This is a genomic window from Nitratireductor sp. ZSWI3, from assembly GCF_024655565.1.
Classification (GTDB): domain Bacteria; phylum Pseudomonadota; class Alphaproteobacteria; order Rhizobiales; family Rhizobiaceae; genus Nitratireductor.
On the sequence record NZ_JANKOF010000016.1, the window covers coordinates 1 to 19,758 of the forward strand.

Annotated in this window: 17 protein-coding genes; 1 reads left to right on the forward strand and 16 read right to left on the reverse strand. The window is 66.6% G+C overall.

Annotated elements, in window-relative coordinates; genetic code table 11:
- The 16 genes from ftsZ to mraZ all read right to left on the reverse strand — a co-directional run.
- The coding region (ftsZ, locus tag NUU27_RS07625) for a cell division protein FtsZ (protein ID WP_257761488.1) at nucleotides 1-1,122 on the reverse strand (1,122 nt) is incomplete at its 3' end.
- 67 nt (nucleotides 1,123-1,189) lie between these two features.
- Nucleotides 1,190-2,503: a cell division protein FtsA gene (gene ftsA / locus NUU27_RS07630; protein WP_257761489.1), complete on the reverse strand. Its 1,314-nt coding sequence runs from the start codon at nucleotides 2,501-2,503 to the stop codon at nucleotides 1,190-1,192.
- Nucleotides 2,500-3,426 carry a cell division protein FtsQ/DivIB gene (locus tag NUU27_RS07635; RefSeq protein WP_257761490.1) on the reverse strand — a complete coding sequence of 309 codons (927 nt, stop codon included), beginning with the start codon at nucleotides 3,424-3,426 and terminating at the stop codon, nucleotides 2,500-2,502. The genes ftsA and NUU27_RS07635 overlap by 4 nt, the downstream gene beginning before the upstream one ends.
- Complete coding sequence (locus NUU27_RS07640; protein WP_257761491.1) at nucleotides 3,414-4,340, reverse strand: D-alanine--D-alanine ligase; 927 nt, start codon at nucleotides 4,338-4,340, stop codon at nucleotides 3,414-3,416. The genes NUU27_RS07635 and NUU27_RS07640 overlap by 13 nt, the downstream gene beginning before the upstream one ends.
- A 253-nt stretch (nucleotides 4,341-4,593) precedes the next feature.
- Nucleotides 4,594-5,559 (reverse strand): UDP-N-acetylmuramate dehydrogenase, encoded by a 966-nt coding sequence (gene murB / locus NUU27_RS07645; protein WP_257761492.1) that lies wholly within the window; start codon nucleotides 5,557-5,559, stop codon nucleotides 4,594-4,596.
- Complete coding sequence (gene murC / locus NUU27_RS07650; RefSeq protein ID WP_257761493.1) at nucleotides 5,556-6,959, reverse strand: UDP-N-acetylmuramate--L-alanine ligase; 1,404 nt, start codon at nucleotides 6,957-6,959, stop codon at nucleotides 5,556-5,558. The genes murB and murC overlap by 4 nt, the downstream gene beginning before the upstream one ends.
- Nucleotides 6,956-8,080, reverse strand: a complete 1,125-nt coding sequence (gene murG, locus NUU27_RS07655) for an undecaprenyldiphospho-muramoylpentapeptide beta-N-acetylglucosaminyltransferase (RefSeq protein ID WP_257761494.1) — start codon at nucleotides 8,078-8,080, stop codon at nucleotides 6,956-6,958. Before murG ends, murC begins: the two co-directional genes overlap by 4 nt.
- A gap of 1 nt (nucleotide 8,081) precedes the next feature.
- Entirely contained in the window at nucleotides 8,082-9,236 is a 1,155-nt protein-coding gene (ftsW, locus tag NUU27_RS07660; RefSeq protein ID WP_257761495.1) for a putative lipid II flippase FtsW, read from the reverse strand.
- Between the two features lies 1 nt (nucleotide 9,237).
- Nucleotides 9,238-10,635: a UDP-N-acetylmuramoyl-L-alanine--D-glutamate ligase gene (murD, locus tag NUU27_RS07665; RefSeq protein WP_257761496.1), complete on the reverse strand. Its 1,398-nt coding sequence runs from the start codon at nucleotides 10,633-10,635 to the stop codon at nucleotides 9,238-9,240.
- Between the two features lie 10 nt (nucleotides 10,636-10,645).
- Nucleotides 10,646-11,728 (reverse strand): phospho-N-acetylmuramoyl-pentapeptide-transferase, encoded by a 1,083-nt coding sequence (gene mraY, locus NUU27_RS07670; RefSeq protein WP_257761497.1) that lies wholly within the window; start codon nucleotides 11,726-11,728, stop codon nucleotides 10,646-10,648.
- A 3-nt stretch (nucleotides 11,729-11,731) separates the two neighbouring features.
- Nucleotides 11,732-13,156 carry a UDP-N-acetylmuramoylalanyl-D-glutamyl-2,6-diaminopimelate--D-alanyl-D-alanine ligase gene (locus NUU27_RS07675; protein WP_257761498.1) on the reverse strand — a complete coding sequence of 475 codons (1,425 nt, stop codon included), beginning with the start codon at nucleotides 13,154-13,156 and terminating at the stop codon, nucleotides 11,732-11,734.
- Entirely contained in the window at nucleotides 13,153-14,607 is a 1,455-nt protein-coding gene (locus NUU27_RS07680; protein WP_257761499.1) for a UDP-N-acetylmuramoyl-L-alanyl-D-glutamate--2,6-diaminopimelate ligase, read from the reverse strand. The genes NUU27_RS07675 and NUU27_RS07680 overlap by 4 nt, the downstream gene beginning before the upstream one ends.
- A 50-nt stretch (nucleotides 14,608-14,657) precedes the next feature.
- Entirely contained in the window at nucleotides 14,658-16,382 is a 1,725-nt protein-coding gene (locus NUU27_RS07685) for a penicillin-binding protein 2 (RefSeq protein ID WP_257761546.1), read from the reverse strand.
- A gap of 5 nt (nucleotides 16,383-16,387) precedes the next feature.
- On the reverse strand, nucleotides 16,388-16,756 hold the full coding sequence (locus NUU27_RS07690; protein ID WP_257761500.1) for a hypothetical protein: 369 nt from the start codon (nucleotides 16,754-16,756) through the stop codon (nucleotides 16,388-16,390).
- 10 nt (nucleotides 16,757-16,766) lie between these two features.
- The gene (gene rsmH / locus NUU27_RS07695; RefSeq protein ID WP_257761501.1) at nucleotides 16,767-17,786 is read right to left on the reverse strand and encodes a 16S rRNA (cytosine(1402)-N(4))-methyltransferase RsmH; all 1,020 of its coding nucleotides are present in this window, start codon (nucleotides 17,784-17,786) and stop codon (nucleotides 16,767-16,769) included.
- Entirely contained in the window at nucleotides 17,783-18,250 is a 468-nt protein-coding gene (gene mraZ / locus NUU27_RS07700; RefSeq protein WP_257761502.1) for a division/cell wall cluster transcriptional repressor MraZ, read from the reverse strand. Before mraZ ends, rsmH begins: the two co-directional genes overlap by 4 nt.
- A 376-nt stretch (nucleotides 18,251-18,626) precedes the next feature.
- Here mraZ and NUU27_RS07705 point away from each other — a divergent pair, with 376 nt between their 5' ends.
- The gene (locus NUU27_RS07705; protein ID WP_257761503.1) at nucleotides 18,627-19,727 is read left to right on the forward strand and encodes a cystathionine gamma-lyase; all 1,101 of its coding nucleotides are present in this window, start codon (nucleotides 18,627-18,629) and stop codon (nucleotides 19,725-19,727) included.
- The last annotated feature ends 31 nt before the right edge of the window (nucleotides 19,728-19,758 follow it).

Here is a 19,758-nt window from a genome sequence, read left to right on the forward strand (position 1 = left end):
CACGGCGCGCTCTGCCTCGCGGATGGCTTCCGCGACCGGATCGGCAGCGACAGGCTGCGGGCGATTCTCGACGGCGGCCGGGCGCTGAGCCTCGACCGGACGGGCTGCGGCGATCGCCGGGCGGACGGCAGCCGCCGGCGCGGAAATCTCGGCAGCCGACTTGTCGATGCCGGTGGCGACCACGGACACGCGGATAACGCCTTCGAGCTCCTCGTCGAAGGTCGCGCCGAGGATGATGTTGGCATCCGGATCGACCTCTTCGCGAATGCGGGTTGCCGCCTCGTCCACCTCGAACAGCGTCAGGTCGCGGCCGCCCGTGATCGAGATCAGCAGGCCCTTGGCGCCCTTCATCGAGCTCTCGTCGAGCAGCGGATTGGCGATCGCCGCTTCCGCGGCCGCCATGGCACGGCCCTCGCCCGAGGCTTCACCCGTGCCCATCATGGCCTTGCCCATCTCGCGCATCACCGAGCGGACGTCGGCGAAGTCGAGGTTGATCAGACCTTCCTTGACCATCAGGTCGGTGATGCAAGCGACGCCGGAATAGAGCACCTGGTCGGCCATCGCAAAGGCATCGGCGAAGGTCGTCTTGTCATTGGCGATGCGGAACAGGTTCTGGTTCGGAATGACGATCAGCGTGTCGACGCATTTCTGCAGTTCCTCGATGCCGGCGTCGGCGGTCTTCATGCGCCGCTGGCCTTCGAAATGGAACGGCTTGGTGACGACGCCGACGGTGAGGATGCCTTTCTCGCGCGCCGCGCGGGCAACCACCGGCGCGGCTCCCGTTCCGGTGCCGCCGCCCATGCCGGCGGTCACGAAGCACATATGCGTGGAAGCCAGATGATCGACGATCTCATCGATGCATTCCTCGGCGGCTGCCCGGCCAACCTCCGGCTGGGATCCCGCGCCGAGCCCCTCGGTCACCGCCGCGCCGAGCTGGATCAGCCGCTCGGCCTTCGACTGGGTCAGGGCCTGTGCATCGGTGTTCGCCACCACGAACTCGACCCCCCGCAGGCCGGCGTTGATCATGTTGTTGACCGCGTTGCCACCGCCGCCGCCGACACCGAAAACGGTGATCCGTGGCTTCAGCTCGGTGATGTCCGGCTTCTGCAGATTGATAGTCATGTCCTCGTCCTTTCCGCCTTTGCCGCCGCCTCGCCGCCGCGGTCGTCATTTTGGGGCGCATCCCCCGCTAGAAGTTGCTTCTCAGCCATTGGCCGACCCGCTGCAGCCGGCCGCCTGTGCCGGTCGCGCGGGTGAAGATGCCGCTCTTGCCGTTGCGGCCACGGTTCTCGAACTCCGCCACTTGCGGATAAATCAACAGACCGACCGTCGCGGAGAAGGCCGCGCCCTTGGCCGCTTCCGGCAGCCCGGCGACGCCAAGCGGGCGGCCGAGACGCACGTTGCGGCCGAACAGCCTGCGCGCCGCCTCCGGCAGGCCCACCAACTGGCTGGCCCCGCCCGTCAACACCACGCGCCGCCCCACCAGGCTGCCGTAACCCGAGCGGTTCAGCTTGTCGCGCGCCATTTCGAGGGTCTCCTCGATGCGGGCGCGGATGATCCGCGTCATCACCGTGCGCGGCACCTGGATCGGCTGCTCGTTCTGGTCCGCCCCCATCGGGTGGATCGAAACGATGTCGCGGTCGTCGCTCGACGACAGGAGCGCCGAGCCGTGCATCACCTTGAGTCGCTCGGCATCCTCAAGCCTGGCCGACAGGCCGCGCACGAGATCCATCGTCACATGATTGCCGCCGATCGGCAGCGCATCCGCATGCACGAACTTGCCCTCGGCGAACACGGAGATCGTCGTCGTGCCGCCGCCCATGTCGATGCAGGCGGCGCCCATCTGGGCCTCGTCGTCCACCAGGGCCGAAAGGCCGCTCGCATAAGGGGTCGCCACCATCCGCTCGACGGACAGATGCGAGCGGTTGATGCAAAGCTCCAGATTGCGCAGCGGCGCCGCATCGGCGGTCAGGATATGCATGTCAACACCGAGCTGTGCGCCGACCATGCCGCGCGGATCGCGAATGCCGCGTTCGGCATCGAGGCTGAACCCAGTGGCCAGCGAGTGCACCACCTCGCGCTCCGTCTCCAGCCCCTGCCGCGCACCCACCATCAGCACCCGGTTGATGTCGGAACGGGCCACTTCATGCCCGCCGAGATCGATCGAAGCGGAAATGGTCTCGCTCTTCAGCCGCCCCGCCGAAACGTTGACGATCAGGGAATCGACGGTGAGCCCGGCCATCCGCTCGGCAGCGTCCACCGCCAGACGGATCGCCTCCTCGGCGTGGTCGAGATCGACGATGACGCCCGACTTCACGCCCTGCGAGCGCTGATGGCCGATGCCGATCACCTTCACGCGGTGCGTGCGATGGCGCAGAGCGCGCCCCTCCTCGCTCGGCATGAGCTTGGCGATGATGCAGCAGATCTTGCTCGACCCGACGTCCAGAACCGTGATGATGCCGGAGCGGCGCGCGCTGTCTTTCGTGTCCGATAACCAGGTCATATGCGCGCCCCGGACTTGCGTTTCAAACCGAGCCGCTCACGCATCGCCGCCTCATGCGCCTCGGCCGCATCCGGCGTCAGCCCGACGGACAGCCTGTCGGGCAGGCGCATGTCGACCGAAGTGATGTCGCGATTGAGCAGGCCGCTCTGACGGTCGAGCGCCGAGAGCGTGGCGAGCGTCAATTCCTCGTTGCGCTCCGGCAATTTGATCGTCACGCCGTTCTTCAGGCGCAGATCCCAGCGCCGTTCGCCGACGCGAATGTAGGCGTGCACCCGCTCGGCGATATCGCGATGCCCGACGACCTTGGCGATGAATGCCGGACCGGCCTCGCGCGCGCCCCTGCCGATCACCATCGGCAGCGACGCATAGCGCCCGCCGCGCAGCGGCGCGATCACCGAGCCGTCCTGCTCGATCAGCGAGAGCTTGCTGCCCTCCTGCCAGATCGCAAAGGGCGTCTTCTCGACGATCTCGACCTCGAGCGTTCCGGGATAGATCTTTCGCACCGCGACGCTCTCGACCCAGGGCAGGCTGTCGACGCGCTGGCGGGCCGCCTCGGCGTCGAAACCCATCAGCGCCGTCCAGCCATCCAGGCCGATCTCCTGCAGCACATCGATCTCGGAGGTCTCGCGGTTGCCGGCGACATGCACCTGCGCGATTGCAAAGCCCGTGCGGGCGGTCACGCCCTGCACCACCTGCGACAGATGACCACCGGCGATCGTGCCGTAGATCGCGGTCGCGCCGAACAGGAGCGCCGTCGCCAGGCTGGCCGCGTAGCGCGGGGCCTCGACCTCGCCTGCGTTGACGCGCTGCATGAAGCGCGCCGGCCGGCGCAGCCAGCGCGGCAACACGAAATCGCCGCCCGCACCTGCGCGCCGCCCATAAGGCCGCGCCATCCCGTCCTGCCGTGATGTCAGCGAGAACACGAAGCGTCCTCCACGATCCAACTCAACAATTCACCAAATCCATACCCAGCCGCTGCGGCGATCTCCGGCACGAGGGACGTCGGCGTCATGCCGGGCTGCGTGTTCACCTCCAACCAGACAAGCTCGCCATCCGGGGATTTGCGATCATCGAAACGGAAGTCGGACCGGGACACGCCCCGGCAGCCGATCGCCTTGTGTGCCTTGAGCGCCAGTGTCTCTATTTTTTGGTAAATATTTGGTGAAAGATTTGCCGGGCATTCGTGTTTTGACCCACCCGGAGCGTATTTTGAATCATAGTCGTAGAAGGAATGCCCGACAGGCAGAATCTCGGCCACGCCGAGCGCCCTGTCGCCCATCACGGTGCAGGTGAGCTCGCGCCCCGGAATATAGCGCTCGACCATGACCCGCTCGCCGTAATTCCACTCCGGCGAGCTGACGATCTGCGGCGGATGCGATTGATCCTCACGCACGATGACGACGCCGAAGCTCGACCCCTCGTTGACCGGCTTCACCACATAGGGCGGCGCCATCGGGTGCTCTCCGACGATCTCGAAGCGGTTCATGACCAGAGCATTGGCGACCGGCACGCCGACGGCGCTCACCACCGTCTTAGCCAGCTCCTTGTTCATCGCCAACGCCGAGGCCAGCACACCCGAATGCGTGTAGGGAATCGCGAGATATTCGAGAATCCCCTGAATGGTCCCGTCCTCGCCGAACGGACCGTGCAGCGCGTTGAAGGCGACATCCGGATCGAGATCGCTCAATACCCGCGCCACATCACGGCCGACATCGACGCGTGTGACGGTATAGCCCTCGATCTCGAGAGCATCGGCGCAGGCCTTGCCGGAAGAAAGACTAACCGGCCGCTCGGAGGAAAACCCTCCCATCAGAACGGCAACGTGTTTCCTCTTCATCCTCCCGCGACCCCCTTTTCCGGCTGCCCTGAAATCTGGGCAATATACTGCATTGGTCGAGCAAGACCTCCTTGCATGGGAAAGCCCCCGACCGGAACGCCGCGACTCAAATCAGTGATTACTTATAGGGCCAAAGAATCAGAGGTTTGATTCCATGGCAAGACCTTGAGATTCCCGAAGATTCAATTTTCTGAAATTTTTACCGTTTGTGAACGGGAACATCCGCCGGCGACGCCACCACAAGGCAGAAACGTCAGAGAAGCTGTCCTAGAAACGGATCGACGGAATGTCCTTCGCGGAACTCCCCGATGCGCTTGATCTCCCAGTCGAGCTGGATGCCGGAATGCTCCAGGACGCGGGCGCGCACCGTCTCGCCCAGGAATTCGAGATCGTAGCCGGTGGCCGTGCCGGTGTTGATCATGAAGTTGCAGTGCATCGGCGACATCTGCGCGCCGCCGATCATCAGGCCACGGCAGCCGGCCTTGTCGACTTCCTTCCAGGCCGAAGTGCCCGGCGGGTTCTTGAAGGTCGATCCGCCGGTCTTCTCGCGGATCGGCTGCACCGTCTCGCGATGATGCTGCACCGCATCCATCTCGGCCTGGATACTGGCCGGATCCTCGACATAGCCCTCCATCAGCGCCGAGGTGAAGATCAGGTTCCTCGACGCCGACGAATGCCGGTAGGCATACCCCATGTCCGCGTTGGACAGGACGTGCGGCTCGCCCCGGCGATCCAGGGCCCGCACCTGCACGACGCGCTCGCGCGTCTCGACGCCGTTGGCGCCGGCATTCATCCTCAGCGCGCCGCCGAGGCCGCCGGGAATGCCGTGATAGAAATGGAAGCCGCCGATGCCGGCTTCGAGCGCCGCCGCCGCCAGCCGCTTGTCGGGAATCGCCGCCCCCGCGCGGATCTGCGTCCGCCCGACCACCTCGGCCTGCCCGAATCCCTTGGCCGAAAGCCGCACCACGAAACCGCGAATGCCGCCGTCCCGCACGAGAAGGTTGGAGCCGATGCCGACCATGGTGATCGGGACATCCTCCGGAACGGCCTTCAGGAAGGCTGCAAGGTCTTCCTCGTCGGCCGGCTGAAAGAGCACGTCCGCCGGCCCGCCGGCGCGGAACCAGGTGATCTTGTCCATGCCCGCATCCGGCGTCAGCCGCCCGCGCAGGCCGGCCAGCCGGTCGCCGAGCCGGTCGAGGAGAGCCTTGCCCGGCGTCATCCGGCCGCTCCCAGTTCGCCCGGCAGCGCATAGGCCCACTGGGTGATGTTGCCAGCGCCGAGATAGACGACAAAATCGCCATCGCCCGCCCAGTCGCGCACGATCGGAGCCACGGCATCCGGCCCCTCGATGAAGCGCACGTCGCGGTGACCGGCGGCGCGAATGCGCGAGACCAGCGCCTCCGACGACACGCCGTCGATGGGATCCTCGCCCGCCGCATAGACCGGCGCCACGAGCACCTTGTCGGCATCGTTGAAGCAGGCCGCGAAATCGTCGAACAGATCGTGCAGGCGCGAATAGCGATGCGGCTGCGCGATCGCCAGGATGCGCCCTCCACAGGCCTCGCGCGCGGCCTTCAGCACGGCCTTGATCTCGACCGGATGGTGCCCGTAATCGTCGAACACGCTGACGCCGTTCCATGTGCCGGTCAGCGTGAAGCGCCGCTTGACGCCGCCGAAGCCGGACAGCCCGGCGCGGATCGCTTCCGCACCGATCCCGAGCTCGTGCGCCACGGCGATCGCCGCCGTCGCGTTGGAGACGTTATGCCGTCCGGGCATCGGCAGGCGCAATCCCTCGAGCGTCTCGACCTTGCCGGTCTTGCGGTCATGGAAGGCCACGTCGAAGACGGACGCCGCCCCGTCCATGCGATGGTTGAGGAAACGCACATCGGCCTGCGGGTTCTCGCCATAGGTGATGACGCGACGATCGTCGATGCGTCCGACCAGCGCCTGCACCTCCGCGTGATCGATGCACATCACGGCAAAGCCGTAGAACGGCACGTTCTCCACGAACTGCCGGAACGCCTCGCGCAGCCGGTCGAAATCGCCGTAATGATCGAGATGCTCGGGATCGATGTTGGTGATGACGGCGATTTCGGCCGGCAGCTTCAGAAAACTGCCGTCGCTCTCATCGGCCTCCACCACCATCCAGTCGCCGTCGCCCATGCGGGCATTGGTGCCATAGGCATTGATGATGCCGCCGTTGATCACGGTCGGATCGAACCCGCCGGCATCAAACAGGGCCGCCACCATCGAGGTGGTCGTCGTCTTGCCGTGCGTGCCGCCGATGGCGACGGCCTGGCGGAACCGCATCAGCTCGGCCAGCATCTCCGCCCGCCGCACGATCGGCAGATGACGCTCGCGCGCGGCGGCCAGTTCCGGATTGTTCTTCTTGATGGCGGTCGATACGACGACCACTTCCGCTTCGCCGAGATTCTCGGCGGCGTGGCCGACGAAGACAGAAATGCCCCTTTCGCGCAGCCGCACCACATTGGCGTTTTCCGACTGATCGGAACCCTGCACCTGATAACCGAGCGTGTGCAGCGCCTCGGCGATGCCGCTCATGCCGATGCCGCCGATGCCGACGAAGTGCACTATACCGATCGTCTCCGGCATCTTCATGCGCGGGTTCCTTCCTTATACGTTGCGACGGGCGTGCCCGAGGCAATAGCCTCGCAGAGGTCGGCAAGCAACCGTGTCGCGTCCGTCCGTCCGATGCTTTTCGCGCCTGCCGCCATGGCAGACAGCCGCGCGCCGTCGCCGAGAAGAGCCGCAAGCTCGCCGGCTAGTTCCCTCGCCTCGATCTCCGCCTGGCGGCGCAGCAGGGCACCGCCCGCATCCACCAGGATCTGCGCGTTGTGCCCCTGGTCGTCATCGAGCGCGTGCGGCAGCGGCACCAGAATGGAGGGCCGGCCGATCACCGACAGTTCCAGGACGGTCGAGGCACCGGCTCGGCTGACAACCAGATGCGAGGCCGCCATGCGAGCCGGCAGATCGCCGAAGAACGGCGCCACCTCGGCCTTCACGCCAAGCTCCGCGTAACGCTCGCGCACCCGCGCCTCGTCTTCCGGACGCGCCTGATGCGTGACCGCAAGCCGCGCCCGCAGCAGTTCGGGCACATGGACCAGCACCTCGGGCATGGTGTCGGAGAAGTAGCGCGCGCCCTGGCTGCCGCCGAAGACCAGCAACCGGTAAGGCCCGCCCTCGGCAGGTGGGCTGTAGGGCGACGCGGCCGCATCGACCACAGCCTGACGCACGGGATTACCCACCGGCACGATCTTGTCGGCATTGGGCCCGACGGGTTTCAGGAATCCGCCGGCGATCGCCTGCACGCGTCCGGCCAGAGCCTTGTTGGCGCGTCCCATCACGGCATTCTGCTCATGCACCAGGGCAGGCACGCCGCGCCGCGTGGCGGCGAACAGCGGCGGCAGGGTCGGATAGCCGCCGAAACCGATCACCGCCGCCGGCTTCAGCTTCTGCAGCACCCGCGAGGCCTGCTTCACGCCGCGCCAGATCGTCCAGCCGCTCTTCATGAGTGCGAGCGGGTTCTTCGAGCCGAACGTCGCGGCCTCGACGATATGGATGTCGTCGGCCGGAAAGCTCTGCGCAAAGCGCGCGGCGCGCGCGTCGGTGATGAGATGAACCGACCAGCCGCGTGCGCGCAGCTCGTGCGCCAGCGCCTCCGCCGGAAAGAGGTGCCCGCCGGTCCCGCCGGCGGCAAGAAGGATCGTCCCCTTCGCCATGTCAGCCCGCGATCGCCTCGCGCCCGGCCGGCGCCGCATAGGCGATCGGCCGCCGCTTCTCGGGCTTGCGCCGCGTCAGGGCCAGCACGAAGCCCATCGAGATCGCCATGGCGATCAGCGACGAACCGCCATAGGAGATGAAGGGCAGCGTCATGCCCTTGGCGGGCATCAGGCGCACATTCACCGCCATGTTGATGATCGACTGGAAGCCGAACAGGATGACGAGGCCGCTGACGGCGTAGCGCGTGAAGTCGTCCTCCTCCTTGCGCGCCTTGCCGAGCCCGCGCAGCACCACGAAGGCGAACAGGCCGAGGATGATGAAGCACAGGACAATGCCGAACTCCTCGCCGGCCACCGCGAAGACGAAATCCGTGTGGCTGTCGGGCAGGATGCGCTTCACCGTGCCTTCGCCCGGGCCGCGGCCGAACCAGCCGCCGCGTGTCAGCGCTTCGAGGCTCATGTCCACCTGATAGGTGTCGCCCTCGCCGGTGAGGAAGCGGTCGATGCGCTCGGAGACGTGCGGGAAGACGGTGTAGGCCAAGAAGGCGCCGCCAGCGCCGAGCGCACCCAGCAAGACGATCCACAGCCACGGCATGCCGGCGATGAAGAACATCGCCCCCCAGGTGATGACAACCAGCATGGTCTGCCCGAGGTCGGGCTGGGCAACGAGCAGCGCCACCACCAGGCCGAGCAGCAGCATGGCGAACAGATTGCCGGGGATTTCCGGCTGGCGGGCATGTTCGTGGAACAGCCAGGCGCAGATCACGACGAAGGCCGGCTTCAGATATTCGGAAGGCTGCACGGAGATGCCGAAAATGTGCAGCCAGCGCCGGGATCCCTTCACCTCCATGCCGAAGAACAGCGTCGCCACCATCATCACCAGCGCGCCGGCGAGCATGACCAGCGCCAGGCGCCGCACCTGCCGGGGCGTCAGGAAGGAGATGCCGATCATCACCGCGACAGCCGGCAGCATGAAGATGATCTGCCGCGTCACGAAGTGGAAGCTCGACAGGCCGATGCGTTCGGCGACGGTCGGGCTGGCGGCAAAGGACAGGACCACGCCGAGCCCCATCAGCATCAGAAAGGCCGCGAGGAACCAACGGTCGATGGTCCACCACCAGTTGGCGACAGGGCTTCGGTCGGTCCGGCTCACCATGTCACTTACTCCCCATCATCTGTGTGCCGGCGAGCGAACGCACCGCCTCGCGGAAGGCATCGCCACGCACTTCGAAATTCCTGAACTGATCGAAACTCGCACAAGCCGGAGATAACAGAACCACGGCCTCCGGCGCGGGATCGTCCGCCGCATCGCGTGCGGCATGATCGACGGCTGCGGCAATCGTACCCGAAATTTCGAACGCCGTCGCCTCCCCAATCGTGGCCGCAAAGGCAGGCGCCGCCTCCCCCACCAGATAGGCCTTGGCGATGCGCGGGAAGAACCGCCGCAACGGCTCGATGCCGCCTTCCTTGGGCAGGCCGCCGGCGATCCAGTAGATGCGCTCGAAGCTCGACAGGGCGCGCTCGGCGGCATCCGCGTTGGTCGCCTTGGAATCGTTGACGAACAGCACCCGCCCCTTGCGGGCCACCTGCTCCATGCGGTGCGCCAGGCCCGGAAAGCTCTCCAGTCCGGACTGGATCTCCCCCGGCGTCAGGCCGATGTCGAGGCAGGCCGCGACCGCCGCAAGCGCATTCTGCGCGTTGTGCGCACCCCGCAGCGAGCCGATGCCTTCGAGCGAGGCGACCTGCTCCGCCCGGCCAGAGCCGGCGCGCATCAGCCGCGAGCCGTCGGCGAAGAAGCCGTCGTCGAGCTGGCCGGTGACCGAGAGGCGCTGAACGGTGACGCCGGCCCGATCCAGCCGGTCGGCGATCGCCTGGCAGTGCGCATCGTCGACGCCGATGACGGCAAGGCCGCTCCTTGCCACCAGATGCTCCTTGATGGCGGCATAATTCTCCATCGTGCCATGCCGGTCGATGTGATCGGGCGACAGGTTGAGGAGGATGCCGACGGTCGGGTCGAGTGTCGGCGCCAGGTCGATCTGATAGGAGGAGCACTCCACCACGTAGTGCCGGTCGGGTTGCGGCGGGTCGAGCGTCATCGCGGCGCGGCCGATGTTGCCGCCCATCTGCGTGTCGCGCCCGGCATGCGCCAGGATGTGGGCGATCAGCGCCGTCGTGGTCGACTTGCCGTTGGTGCCGGTGATCGCCACGAAAGGCGCCGCCGGCGCTCGCGCACGCCTTTCACGGGCGAAAAGCTCGATATCGCCGATGATCTCGACCCCGACCGCACGCGCCAGATCGACGCTCCAGTGGGGGTGCGGATGGGTGAGCGGCACGCCCGGCGCAAGCACGAAGGCCGACACGCCCCGCCAGTCGATCTCATGGAGATCGCGCACTGGAACGCCTTCGCTCTCGGCCCGCGCCACGCTGTCGGGATTGTCGTCGAAGGCTGTGACCGAGGCGCCGCCGGCAGCGAGGGCGTGCGCCGTCGCAATGCCGGAGCCGCCCAGTCCGAACAGGGCGACCTCTTTTCCGTTGAAAACCGAGGCCGGGATCATGCGTGCCGCCCTACCGCAGCTTCAGCGTCGAAAGCCCGATCAGGGCCAGCAGAACGGCGATGATCCAGAAGCGGATCACCACCTGGCTTTCGGTCCAGCCGAGCTTTTCGAAATGGTGATGGATCGGCGCCATCAGGAACACCCGCTTGCCGGTCATCTTGAAGACGGCGACCTGGATGATGACGGAGAAGATCTCGACGACGAACAGGCCGCCGATGATGGCCAGCACGATCTCGTGCTTGGTGGCGACCGCCACCGAGCCGATCAGCCCGCCCAGCGCCAGCGACCCGGTGTCGCCCATGAAGATGGCCGCCGGCGGCGCGTTGAACCAGAGGAAGCCGAGGCCCGCCCCGATCACCGCACCGAGGATGACGGCCAGTTCACCGGTGCCCGGCACGAAGTGAATCTGCAGGTAGTTGGCGAAGATCGCGTTGCCCGAAAGATAGGCGATCACGCCGAAGGAGGCCGCGGCCACCATCACCGGAACCGTGGCGAGCCCATCGAGCCCGTCGGTCAGGTTCACCGCATTGCCCGCCCCGACCACGACGAAGGCGGCGAAGGGAATGAAGAAGATGCCGAGATTGAGGATCAGGTCCTTGAAGAAGGGGAATGTCAGCGACGACGAGAAGGGCTCCTGCCCGGCCCGCATGATCAGCCAGGCGGCAAGGCCGGCGATCAGGAATTCGATCAGCAGCCGCAGCTTGCCGGAAAAGCCCAGATGCGACTGCTTGGTGACCTTCAGATAATCGTCGTAAAAGCCGATCGCTCCGAAGCCGACCGTCACCATCAGGACGACCCAAACATAGACGCTCGAAAGATTGGCCCACAGCGCGCAGGAGCCGAGGATGCCCGACAGGATCATCAGGCCGCCCATCGTCGGCGTGCCGGCCTTCTTGAAATGGGTCTGCGGCCCGTCGGCCCGGATCGGCTGACCCTTGCCCTGGCGCACGCGCAGCGAGTTGATGATCATCGGCCCGAACAGGAAGACGATCAGCGCCGAGGTGATCAGCGCCGCTCCCGTGCGGAAGGTGATGTAGCGGAAAACATTGAACACCGAGACTTCGTCGGCGAGTTCGGCGAGCATCATGAGCATGGTTCAGTCCCCCGTCGCCGCGCTCGGAAAGGTGTTGAGAAAGGCGTCGACCAGCCTGTTGAACCCGATGCTTTTCGACGATTTGATCATCACGGCGTCGCCCGGCCGAACGGCTTCGACGACGATCCCGCGCAGATCGTCCGCCCGCTCCCGATGCTCGACCGGCAGATCCGCCGGCAATGCGTCGGCAAGCGCCTTCATCTCCTTGCCGGCGAGAAACAGGCGCTGCGTACCCGCCTTGGCGACGAGATCGGCGAGACCGGCATGCAGCTTTTCCGAATGGCTGCCGAGTTCGGCCATGTCGCCCAGGATCGCGATGCGCCGTCCGCCCTCGCCGAGCTCAGCCTTGCCGAGCAGATCGAAGGCAGCCGCCATCGAGGCGGGATTGGCGTTGTAGCTCTCGTCGATCAGCGTGAAGCTGCCGCCCTCCAGCCTCAGACGGTGCCGCTGGCCCCGTCCCGCCTCGGCGCGGAACGAGCCGAGCGCGAGAGCCACATGCGCGACATCCGCGCCGGCAAGATGCGCCGCGCCCAGGACCGCCAGCGCGTTCTGCACCATGTGCCGCCCGGGCGCGCCGAGCCGCGCCTCGATCTCCTTGCCGGCGATCTTGACGGTGAGCGTCGAGGATTGGGGACCGAGTTCGGCATGCAGGAGACGGACGTCGGCGCGGGCGCTCTCGCCAAAGCCCCAGACCGTCTTCACGCCGGCCTCCGCGGCGAGGGTCGACAGCAGCTTCCAGCGCTTGTCGTCGCGGTTGATCAGCGCCGAACCGCCCTTCACCACCCCCTCGAAGATCTCCGCCTTGGCGCGGGCGATCTCGTCGAGGGATTTGAAGAAGCCGAGATGGGCGGCGGCGATCAGGGTGACGACCGCGATGTGCGGGCGCACCATCTTCACCAGCGGGCGGATCTCGCCCGGATGGTTCATGCCGATCTCGACCACCGCATAATCACAGTCGGCCGGCATGCGCGCCAGCGTCAGCGGCACGCCCCAATGATTGTTGAAGGACCGGTCGGCCGCATGGACGGTGCCGACGGACGACAATGCCTGGCGCATCATCTCCTTGGTCGAGGTCTTGCCCACCGAACCGGTCACCCCGATGACCTTGGCTTTGGTGCGCGCCCGCGCCGCGCGGCCGAGATCCTCTAGCGCCTTCAGGACATCGGGCACCACCAGCTTTGCCACCGCAAGCCGCCCGAGCGCCGGCAGCTTTGCCTCCGACACCACCAGCAGCGAAGCTCCGGCGGCCATCGCCGCGGTGGCGAAGTCATGTCCGTCGAAACGCTCGCCCTGGATGGCGAAGAATGCATCGCCCGGCTGCAGCGAGCGCGTGTCGATGGAAATGCCCGAAATCGCCCCGCGCACGGCGCCCAGCGGACGACCGCCGGTGGCCTCCACCAACTCCTCGAACGTCCACAACGCGCTCATGCGCCGCGCTCCGCGAGCGCGGCGCGCACTTCCTCGTGGTCGGAGAAATGATGCTTCTTGCCGTCGATCTCCTGACCAGTCTCGTGCCCCTTGCCTGCGACGATCAGCGTGTCGCCTTCCCGCAGCATCGCCACGGCGGCGCGGATCGCCTCGTGCCGGTCGCCGATCTCGGTGGCGCCGGGCGCCGCTTCCATGATCGCCGCGCGGATCGAGGCCGGCTCTTCCGAACGGGGATTGTCGTCGGTGACGATCACGACGTCGGCGAGCCGTGCGGCGATCGCGCCCATGATCGGCCGCTTGCCGCGGTCCCGGTCGCCGCCGCACCCGAACACGACGATGACGCGCCCCGTGGTGAACGGGCGCACCGATTGAAGCACATTGTCCAGCCCGTCCGGCTTGTGCGCATAATCGACATAGACCTGCGCGCCGTTCTCGGCCGTGCCGACGAGCTCCAGCCGGCCGGACGCCCCTTTCAGTTTCTCGAGCGCCGCGAAAGCCGTCTCCGCCGGGGTGCCGGTGCTGATCGCCAGGCCCGCCGCCACCAGTGCGTTGGCAACCTGGAAGTCTCCGGCGAGCGGCAGGTCGATCTCGAAGATCTCCCCGTCGAGGTCCACCTCGGCGCGCTGGCGGTGCCGCTCGTGCTCGACGCGCTTCAGCGTCAGGAACCCGCCGTGCCGGCCGACGGTCAGGACCTTCAGGCCGGCGGCCGCGGCCGCCTTCTCCGTCGGCTCCGACCAGGGATCGTCGGCGAAGATGACCGCCGGTGCGCCCTTCGGCAGAAGCGTGTCGAACAGGCGCAGCTTGGCGCTGTGATACGCCTCCATCGTCGGGTGGTAATCCATGTGGTCGCGGCCGAGATTGGTGAACCCGCCGGCGGTGAGCCGGACGGCGTCCAGGCGGCGCTGGTCGAGGCCGTGGCTCGACGCCTCCATCGACGCATGCGTCACGCCCTCGCCCGCCAACTCGTCGAGCAGGCGATGCAGCGCGATCGGATCGGGGGTTGTCAGCTCGCCATACTCGTCGCGTCCCGGCGCCACGACGCCGGTGGTTCCGATGCTGGCGGCGCTGAGTCCCGCATGCTTCCAGATCTGGCGCGTGAAGGCGGCGACGGAGGTCTTGCCGCTGGTGCCGGTGACGGCGACCATCGTGCCGGGCTGGCGCCGATAGAAGCGCGCCGCCGCGAAGGCCAGCGTCCGACGGGCATCCTCGACCTCAAGGACCGGAGCGCCGGGACTTTCCTTCAGATGCCCCTTCGGGGCGACGACGGCGACGGCCCCCGCTCGCACGGCATCGGCGGCGAAGGCCGAACCGTCGGTGCGCGTGCCGGCCAGCGCGAAGAAGAGATTGCCTTTTTCGATGCGCCGCGAATCCGATGAAATGCCGGAGATTTCCGCATTCGCAGGCACGAGCCCCTGTTGAGGGAGAATGTCTGCAAATTCACTGAACTTCATCGGAACCCAGATTTTTCAATGACCACCGCTCCCCTGAACGCTATGCCGACTCACTGTTGCGAAACGAGCAAAGCACCACTTTCATGGCTGAATTCTGGCTTTACGCCAAGAAGCGCGGCCGTGCGGCGAATGATGTTCCCCACCATAGGAGCGGCGTTGAGGCCCGCCGTGGCGCCGATCCCCTCCCGCTCCGGCTTCGGCTCGTCGATGAAGACGAGAACGACGTAATCGGGATTGTCGGCCGGAAAAGCGCCGATGAACGCGTTGAAACGGGAGCTGTTCGAATAGCGGCCGTTGACCACCTTTTCCGCCGTACCGGTCTTGCCGCCCACGAAGTAGCCCTCGACGTCGGCGCGGCTGCCCGACCCCCCCGTTCCCTTCTCGACGTTGCGGCGGAACAGATAGCGCACCTGCGCGCTGGTCTTCGGCGAGATGACCTGCTCGGCGATCTCGTCTGCCTCGGCCTGGCTGCGCGGCAGGAAGGTCGGCGGAAACAGCTTGCCGCCATTGACCATCGCGACGGCGGCCATCGCCGTCTGCAGCGGCGTTGTCGCAACGCCGTGACCGTAGGCGATCGTGATCGAGTTGATCTTCTTCCACTCCTTCGGCTCGGTCGGCATCGCCACCTCCGGCAGCTCGGTCTTGAGCCGATCGAGCAGCCCGACCTTCTTCAGGAAGGCGCGGTGCCCCTCGATGCCCACCGCATCCGCCATCTTCGCCGTACCGATGTTCGACGAATAGATGAAGATTTCCGGGACGCTCAGCACGCGTCTCTTGCCATGGAAGTCGTTGATGGTGAAGCCGCCGATGCGGATCGGCCGCGTTGCGTCGAAGCTGTCGGTGATCTTCACGCGGCCCGAATCGAGCGCCATCGCCGTGGTGAACAGTTTGAAGGTCGACCCCATCTCGAACACGCCGGCCGAGGCGCGGTTGAGCCGATCCTTGTCGAGGGCGTTGACCGGGTTGTTCGGATCGTAATCGGGCAGGGACGCCATGCCCAGGATTTCGCCGGTGTGGGCGTTTACCATCACCGCGCCGGCGGCGACCGCCCTGTAGCGCTCCATGGCCTGCGCCAGCTCGTCGCGGATGACATGCTGGACGCGCAGATCGATGGAAAGGCGCACCGGTTCCAGATGCCCTTCGACCGCCAGTCCGGTCGCCTGCAGATCCGCCAGACCCTGATCGTCGACGAACTTCTCGATGCCGGCGATGCCCTTGTTGTCGATGTTGACGAGGCCGAGGATGTGCGAGGCTGTCGGCCCGCCCGGATAGAAGCGACGCTTCTCGGCGCGGAAGCCGAGGCCTGGAACGCCGAGCGCCAGGATGTCGGCCTGCTGGCGCGGCGTCAGCTGCCGGCGCAGCCAGACGAAGCCGGCATCGCTGTCGAGGCGGCGGTAGGTCTGCTCGTAGTTGAGATCGGGCAGGACCGTCGAGAGTTTCTCGATCGCCTCGTCGATGTCGACGATGCGGCGCGGCTCGGCAAACAGCGAGGCGGTCTTGATGTCGGTCGCCAGCACCTCTCCGTTGCGGTCGACGAGATCCGGGCGCGACGCGGTGATGCGGGCTGCCGGAACGCGCGCTTCGGGCTCGTCCTGGATGGCGAGCTGGACAAGCCGTCCGCCGATCGCCGCATAGACGCCGAAGACCACGGCCATCGCCATGATGACGCGATTCTGGGCCCGCCCGCCGCGCGCCTTGCGCGCGCCGTCCATAACGATGGTTGCCGCACCCGTCCGCACCGCCAGGGTATCCGATCCGTCCACCTGTTCCCCCATCTGCGTCATGGCCGCACCGCTCCCGTGGTCGTCCGGTCCGGCGCGCCGTCGGCGCTCGCCATGTCGGTGACGATCCCCTCGATGGTCAGCGGGCGGATCGGCAGATCGCTGAACTCGGCGATCTGCGGCGCCCCGACGGGCTTCAGCCCCAGCTCGTCCTGATAGGTTTCGGCCAGCCTCTGCAGCCTGGCGGGCTGCGTGAGCAGGCTCCAGTCGGCCTTCAACAGATCGATCGAATCCGCCTCGAGCCGCGTCTGCGTCTCGATCCTGCGCAGCTCTTCATACTTGGCCTCGGCCTCGTGCTTCGTCTTGTAGGTGAAGGCAGCTGCCGCCATCATGACGGTGATCAGGACAATATCGCTGGTTCGAAACATGAGCTCGCCCTTACCTTTCCTGTGCACCCGGCAGGCGCGGAAACCGCGACAGGCCGACAAGTTCGAAATCCACCGCACCGGTCGGTGCGCCGGTGCGCACCGCCAGCCGCAGCCGCGCCGACCGGGCGCGCGGATTGCGCGCCGCCTCTTCCTTCGTTGGAGCGACCGACTTGGCCGGCTTCTCGAACGTGGCGGCTGCGGCCGTGACTTCCGGCAGATGGCGTGAGCCGCCCTGGCCGCCGGCGCGCTCGGTCAGGAAGCGCTTGACGATGCGGTCCTCGAGCGAATGGAACGTCACCACCACCAGGCGGCCGCCAGGCTTCAGGATCCGCTCGGCGGCGAAGAGTGCCCGCGCCAGTTCGCCCAATTCGTCGTTGACGAAGATGCGCAGCGCCTGAAAGACGCGCGTCGCCGGATGGATCTTCTCCTGCGGCCGGCGACCGACGATCTTTTCCACCGCATTCGCCAGATCGAGCGTCGTCTCGAACGGCCGGTCGGCGCGCATTTTTTCCAGGCCTCGGGCGATGCGTCCGGCCTGGCGCTCCTCGCCCAGTATGCCGAAGATGCGCGTCAGGTCGCCCGCCTTCATCGTGTTGACCACGTCGGCGGCCGTCGGGCCCTTCGCCTCCATCCGCATGTCGAGCGGCCCGGCCTTCTGAAACGAGAAGCCGCGCACGGCCTGATCGATCTGCATCGACGAGACCCCGATGTCGAGGACCACGCCGTCGACCGGCTCGCCGGCAACCATGTCGAGATTCGAAAAACGATCCTCCACCAGCCGCAGCCGCTCGCCCCATTGCGCGGCAAGCGCCTGTCCGGCTTCGATGGCTGTCGGATCGCGGTCGATCGCGACGACCGAGGCCCCGGCCTTAAGCAGCGCCGTCGTGTAGCCGCCGGCCCCGAAGGTGCCGTCCACGAAGCGCCGGCCGTCGAGCGGCCGCAGCGCCTCCAGAACCTCATCGAGAAGAACCGGAATGTGGCGGACCGGTCCGCCACCGGTCTGGCCTGAGCCGCCGGGGTCCGCCATCATTCCGACCGTCCGGCGGCCTGGCCGGAACCGGCCGCCTGGCGAAGCTTCAGGAGCCTTTCGCGCACCGCCTGCCCATGGGCACGCAGGCGCGCCGGCTCCCACATCTGGAAAAACAGGCCACGCCCGACGAAAGCCACTTCCGTCGTGATGCCCGTGTGCTCGCGAATGAACTCGGTGACCGTGATGCGCCCGTCCTGATCGAGCTTCAGGAAAGCCCCGTCGCCATGCACGAAGAACGACATGTCGTCCGCCGTCTGCAGAAACGGATCCTCCTGCGCGATCCGCTCCTCGTAGCGGTCGAGCAGATCGAGCCCACCCACATCCATCGCCGGAATGTCGAGCGCCCTCAACGCATAGAGTTCTGTAAAGCCACGCTTCTGGACGACGGAGCGGAAATGCGCCGGAACGGAAACCCGCCCCTTCGAATCGATCCTGTTGACTGCATTCGACAGAAACCGGTCCATCACGCGTCACGGCCGCAAGGCCGGCACTCCTCTGCATCTCGTCAATGGCCGCGGCATGCGGCTCCTCGAACACCTGCCCGCTCCCCTGCAAAGGCGAATTCACAACACCGGCCGCTTCCTCGGAAAGGAAAGACACGGACCGAACCCGGACTCCGACTGCAACGAAACGCTGATTTGCTTTATGGGGTACCATGGGCCAATATGGGCGTCAACGGGATTAAGCCTCACAACGGCCCCAGTGACGTCGAAATCCGGCATTCCTCAGGCCATCGTTCTTTATCGTGCATTAAGGCTAACGAAGGGTTAGGAATGCTGCAGAGGCGGGCGACCACCCGCCCCGCCCAGGTCCATATCCGAAAAGCCGTCGAGAACGCCCATGCCCGACCAGCCTCCATCACGCGCCGCCAGCCTCGCGCATCTTCACGCTCCCGGCCTTGCGAAGGGCGATCCGCTGACCACGCCGCTGGTGTTGAGCTCGATGTTCCATCTGCCGGGAGATCCGGCCGGCGCGCGGCAGTACGGGCGCTACGACAACCCGACCTGGGAGGCCGTCGAAGCCCTTTTCGCCCATCTGGAGGATGCCGAGGCGGTCATCTTCCCTTCGGGCATGGCGGCGATTTCCGCCGTTTTCCTGTCTCTGCTCAAATCGGGCGATCGCATCCTTCTCCCCGCCGACGGCTATTACACGCCGCGGGTCCTGATGGAGCGCTTTCTCGGCAATCTCGGCATCGCCTACGATACCCGTCCGACGGCCGGCTTCCTCGATGGCGGCTTCGAGGGTTATCGGCTCGTGCTCGTCGAAACCCCGTCCAACCCCGGGCTCGATGTCTGCAGCATCGCTGCCGTGGCACAGGCCGCGCATGCCGCCGGCGCACTGGTCGTCGCCGACAACACGACGATGACGCCCTTCGGCCAACGACCGCTCGACCACGGCGCGGACATCGTTCTGGCGGCCGACACCAAGGCGCCCAACGGCCACTCCGACGTCCTCTTCGGCCATGTGGCCAGCCGCGACAGCAACATCGTTGCGGCGATCCGCGAATGGCGAAAGCTCTCCGGCGCCATCCCCGGCCCGTTCGAGGCATGGCTGGTGCAGCGCGGCCTGCAGACACTGGAGCTGCGCTTCGAGCGCATGTGCAACTCGGCGGAGATCATCGCAGCGCGGCTCGCCGGCCATCCGGCCGTGCGGGCGCTGCGCTATCCGGGGCTGGCCTCCGATCCCTCGCACACTCTGGCCGGGGAACAGATGCTGCGCTTCGGCACGCTGATCGGCCTCACCCTCGAAAGCGAGGCGGCGGCCGAGGCGTTCATCGCCTCCTGCCCGCTGATCGAGGCGGCCACCTCCTTCGGCGGGGTGCACAGCTCGGCCGAGCGTCGCGCCCGCTGGGGCGATGCGGTAGCACCCGGCTTCGTGCGCCTGTCGATCGGCTGCGAGCCGACCGAGGATCTCTGGAGGGCGATCGAAGGGGCGCTGTAGGTGCTTGAATCGGTTTCGTCGAAACCGACCG

Excerpts from the sequence above, each read along its gene's own strand:
- ftsA (WP_257761489.1), bottom strand. The coding sequence starts at position 2,503 with ATGACCTGGTTATCGGACACGAAAGACAGCGCGCGCCGCTCCGGCATC.
- NUU27_RS07640 (WP_257761491.1), bottom strand. The coding sequence starts at position 4,340 with ATGAAGAGGAAACACGTTGCCGTTCTGATGGGAGGGTTTTCCTCCGAG.
- murB (WP_257761492.1), bottom strand. The coding sequence starts at position 5,559 with ATGACGCCGGGCAAGGCTCTCCTCGACCGGCTCGGCGACCGGCTGGCC.
- murC (WP_257761493.1), bottom strand. The coding sequence starts at position 6,959 with ATGAAGATGCCGGAGACGATCGGTATAGTGCACTTCGTCGGCATCGGC.
- murG (WP_257761494.1), bottom strand. The coding sequence starts at position 8,080 with ATGGCGAAGGGGACGATCCTTCTTGCCGCCGGCGGGACCGGCGGGCAC.
- ftsW (WP_257761495.1), bottom strand. The coding sequence starts at position 9,236 with ATGGTGAGCCGGACCGACCGAAGCCCTGTCGCCAACTGGTGGTGGACC.
- murD (WP_257761496.1), bottom strand. The coding sequence starts at position 10,635 with ATGATCCCGGCCTCGGTTTTCAACGGAAAAGAGGTCGCCCTGTTCGGA.
- mraY (WP_257761497.1), bottom strand. The coding sequence starts at position 11,728 with ATGCTCATGATGCTCGCCGAACTCGCCGACGAAGTCTCGGTGTTCAAT.
- NUU27_RS07675 (WP_257761498.1), bottom strand. The coding sequence starts at position 13,156 with ATGAGCGCGTTGTGGACGTTCGAGGAGTTGGTGGAGGCCACCGGCGGT.
- NUU27_RS07680 (WP_257761499.1), bottom strand. The coding sequence starts at position 14,607 with ATGAAGTTCAGTGAATTTGCAGACATTCTCCCTCAACAGGGGCTCGTG.
- NUU27_RS07685 (WP_257761546.1), bottom strand. The coding sequence starts at position 16,382 with ATGGGGGAACAGGTGGACGGATCGGATACCCTGGCGGTGCGGACGGGT.
- NUU27_RS07690 (WP_257761500.1), bottom strand. The coding sequence starts at position 16,756 with ATGTTTCGAACCAGCGATATTGTCCTGATCACCGTCATGATGGCGGCA.
- rsmH (WP_257761501.1), bottom strand. The coding sequence starts at position 17,786 with ATGATGGCGGACCCCGGCGGCTCAGGCCAGACCGGTGGCGGACCGGTC.
- mraZ (WP_257761502.1), bottom strand. The coding sequence starts at position 18,250 with ATGGACCGGTTTCTGTCGAATGCAGTCAACAGGATCGATTCGAAGGGG.
- NUU27_RS07705 (WP_257761503.1), top strand. The coding sequence starts at position 18,627 with ATGCCCGACCAGCCTCCATCACGCGCCGCCAGCCTCGCGCATCTTCAC.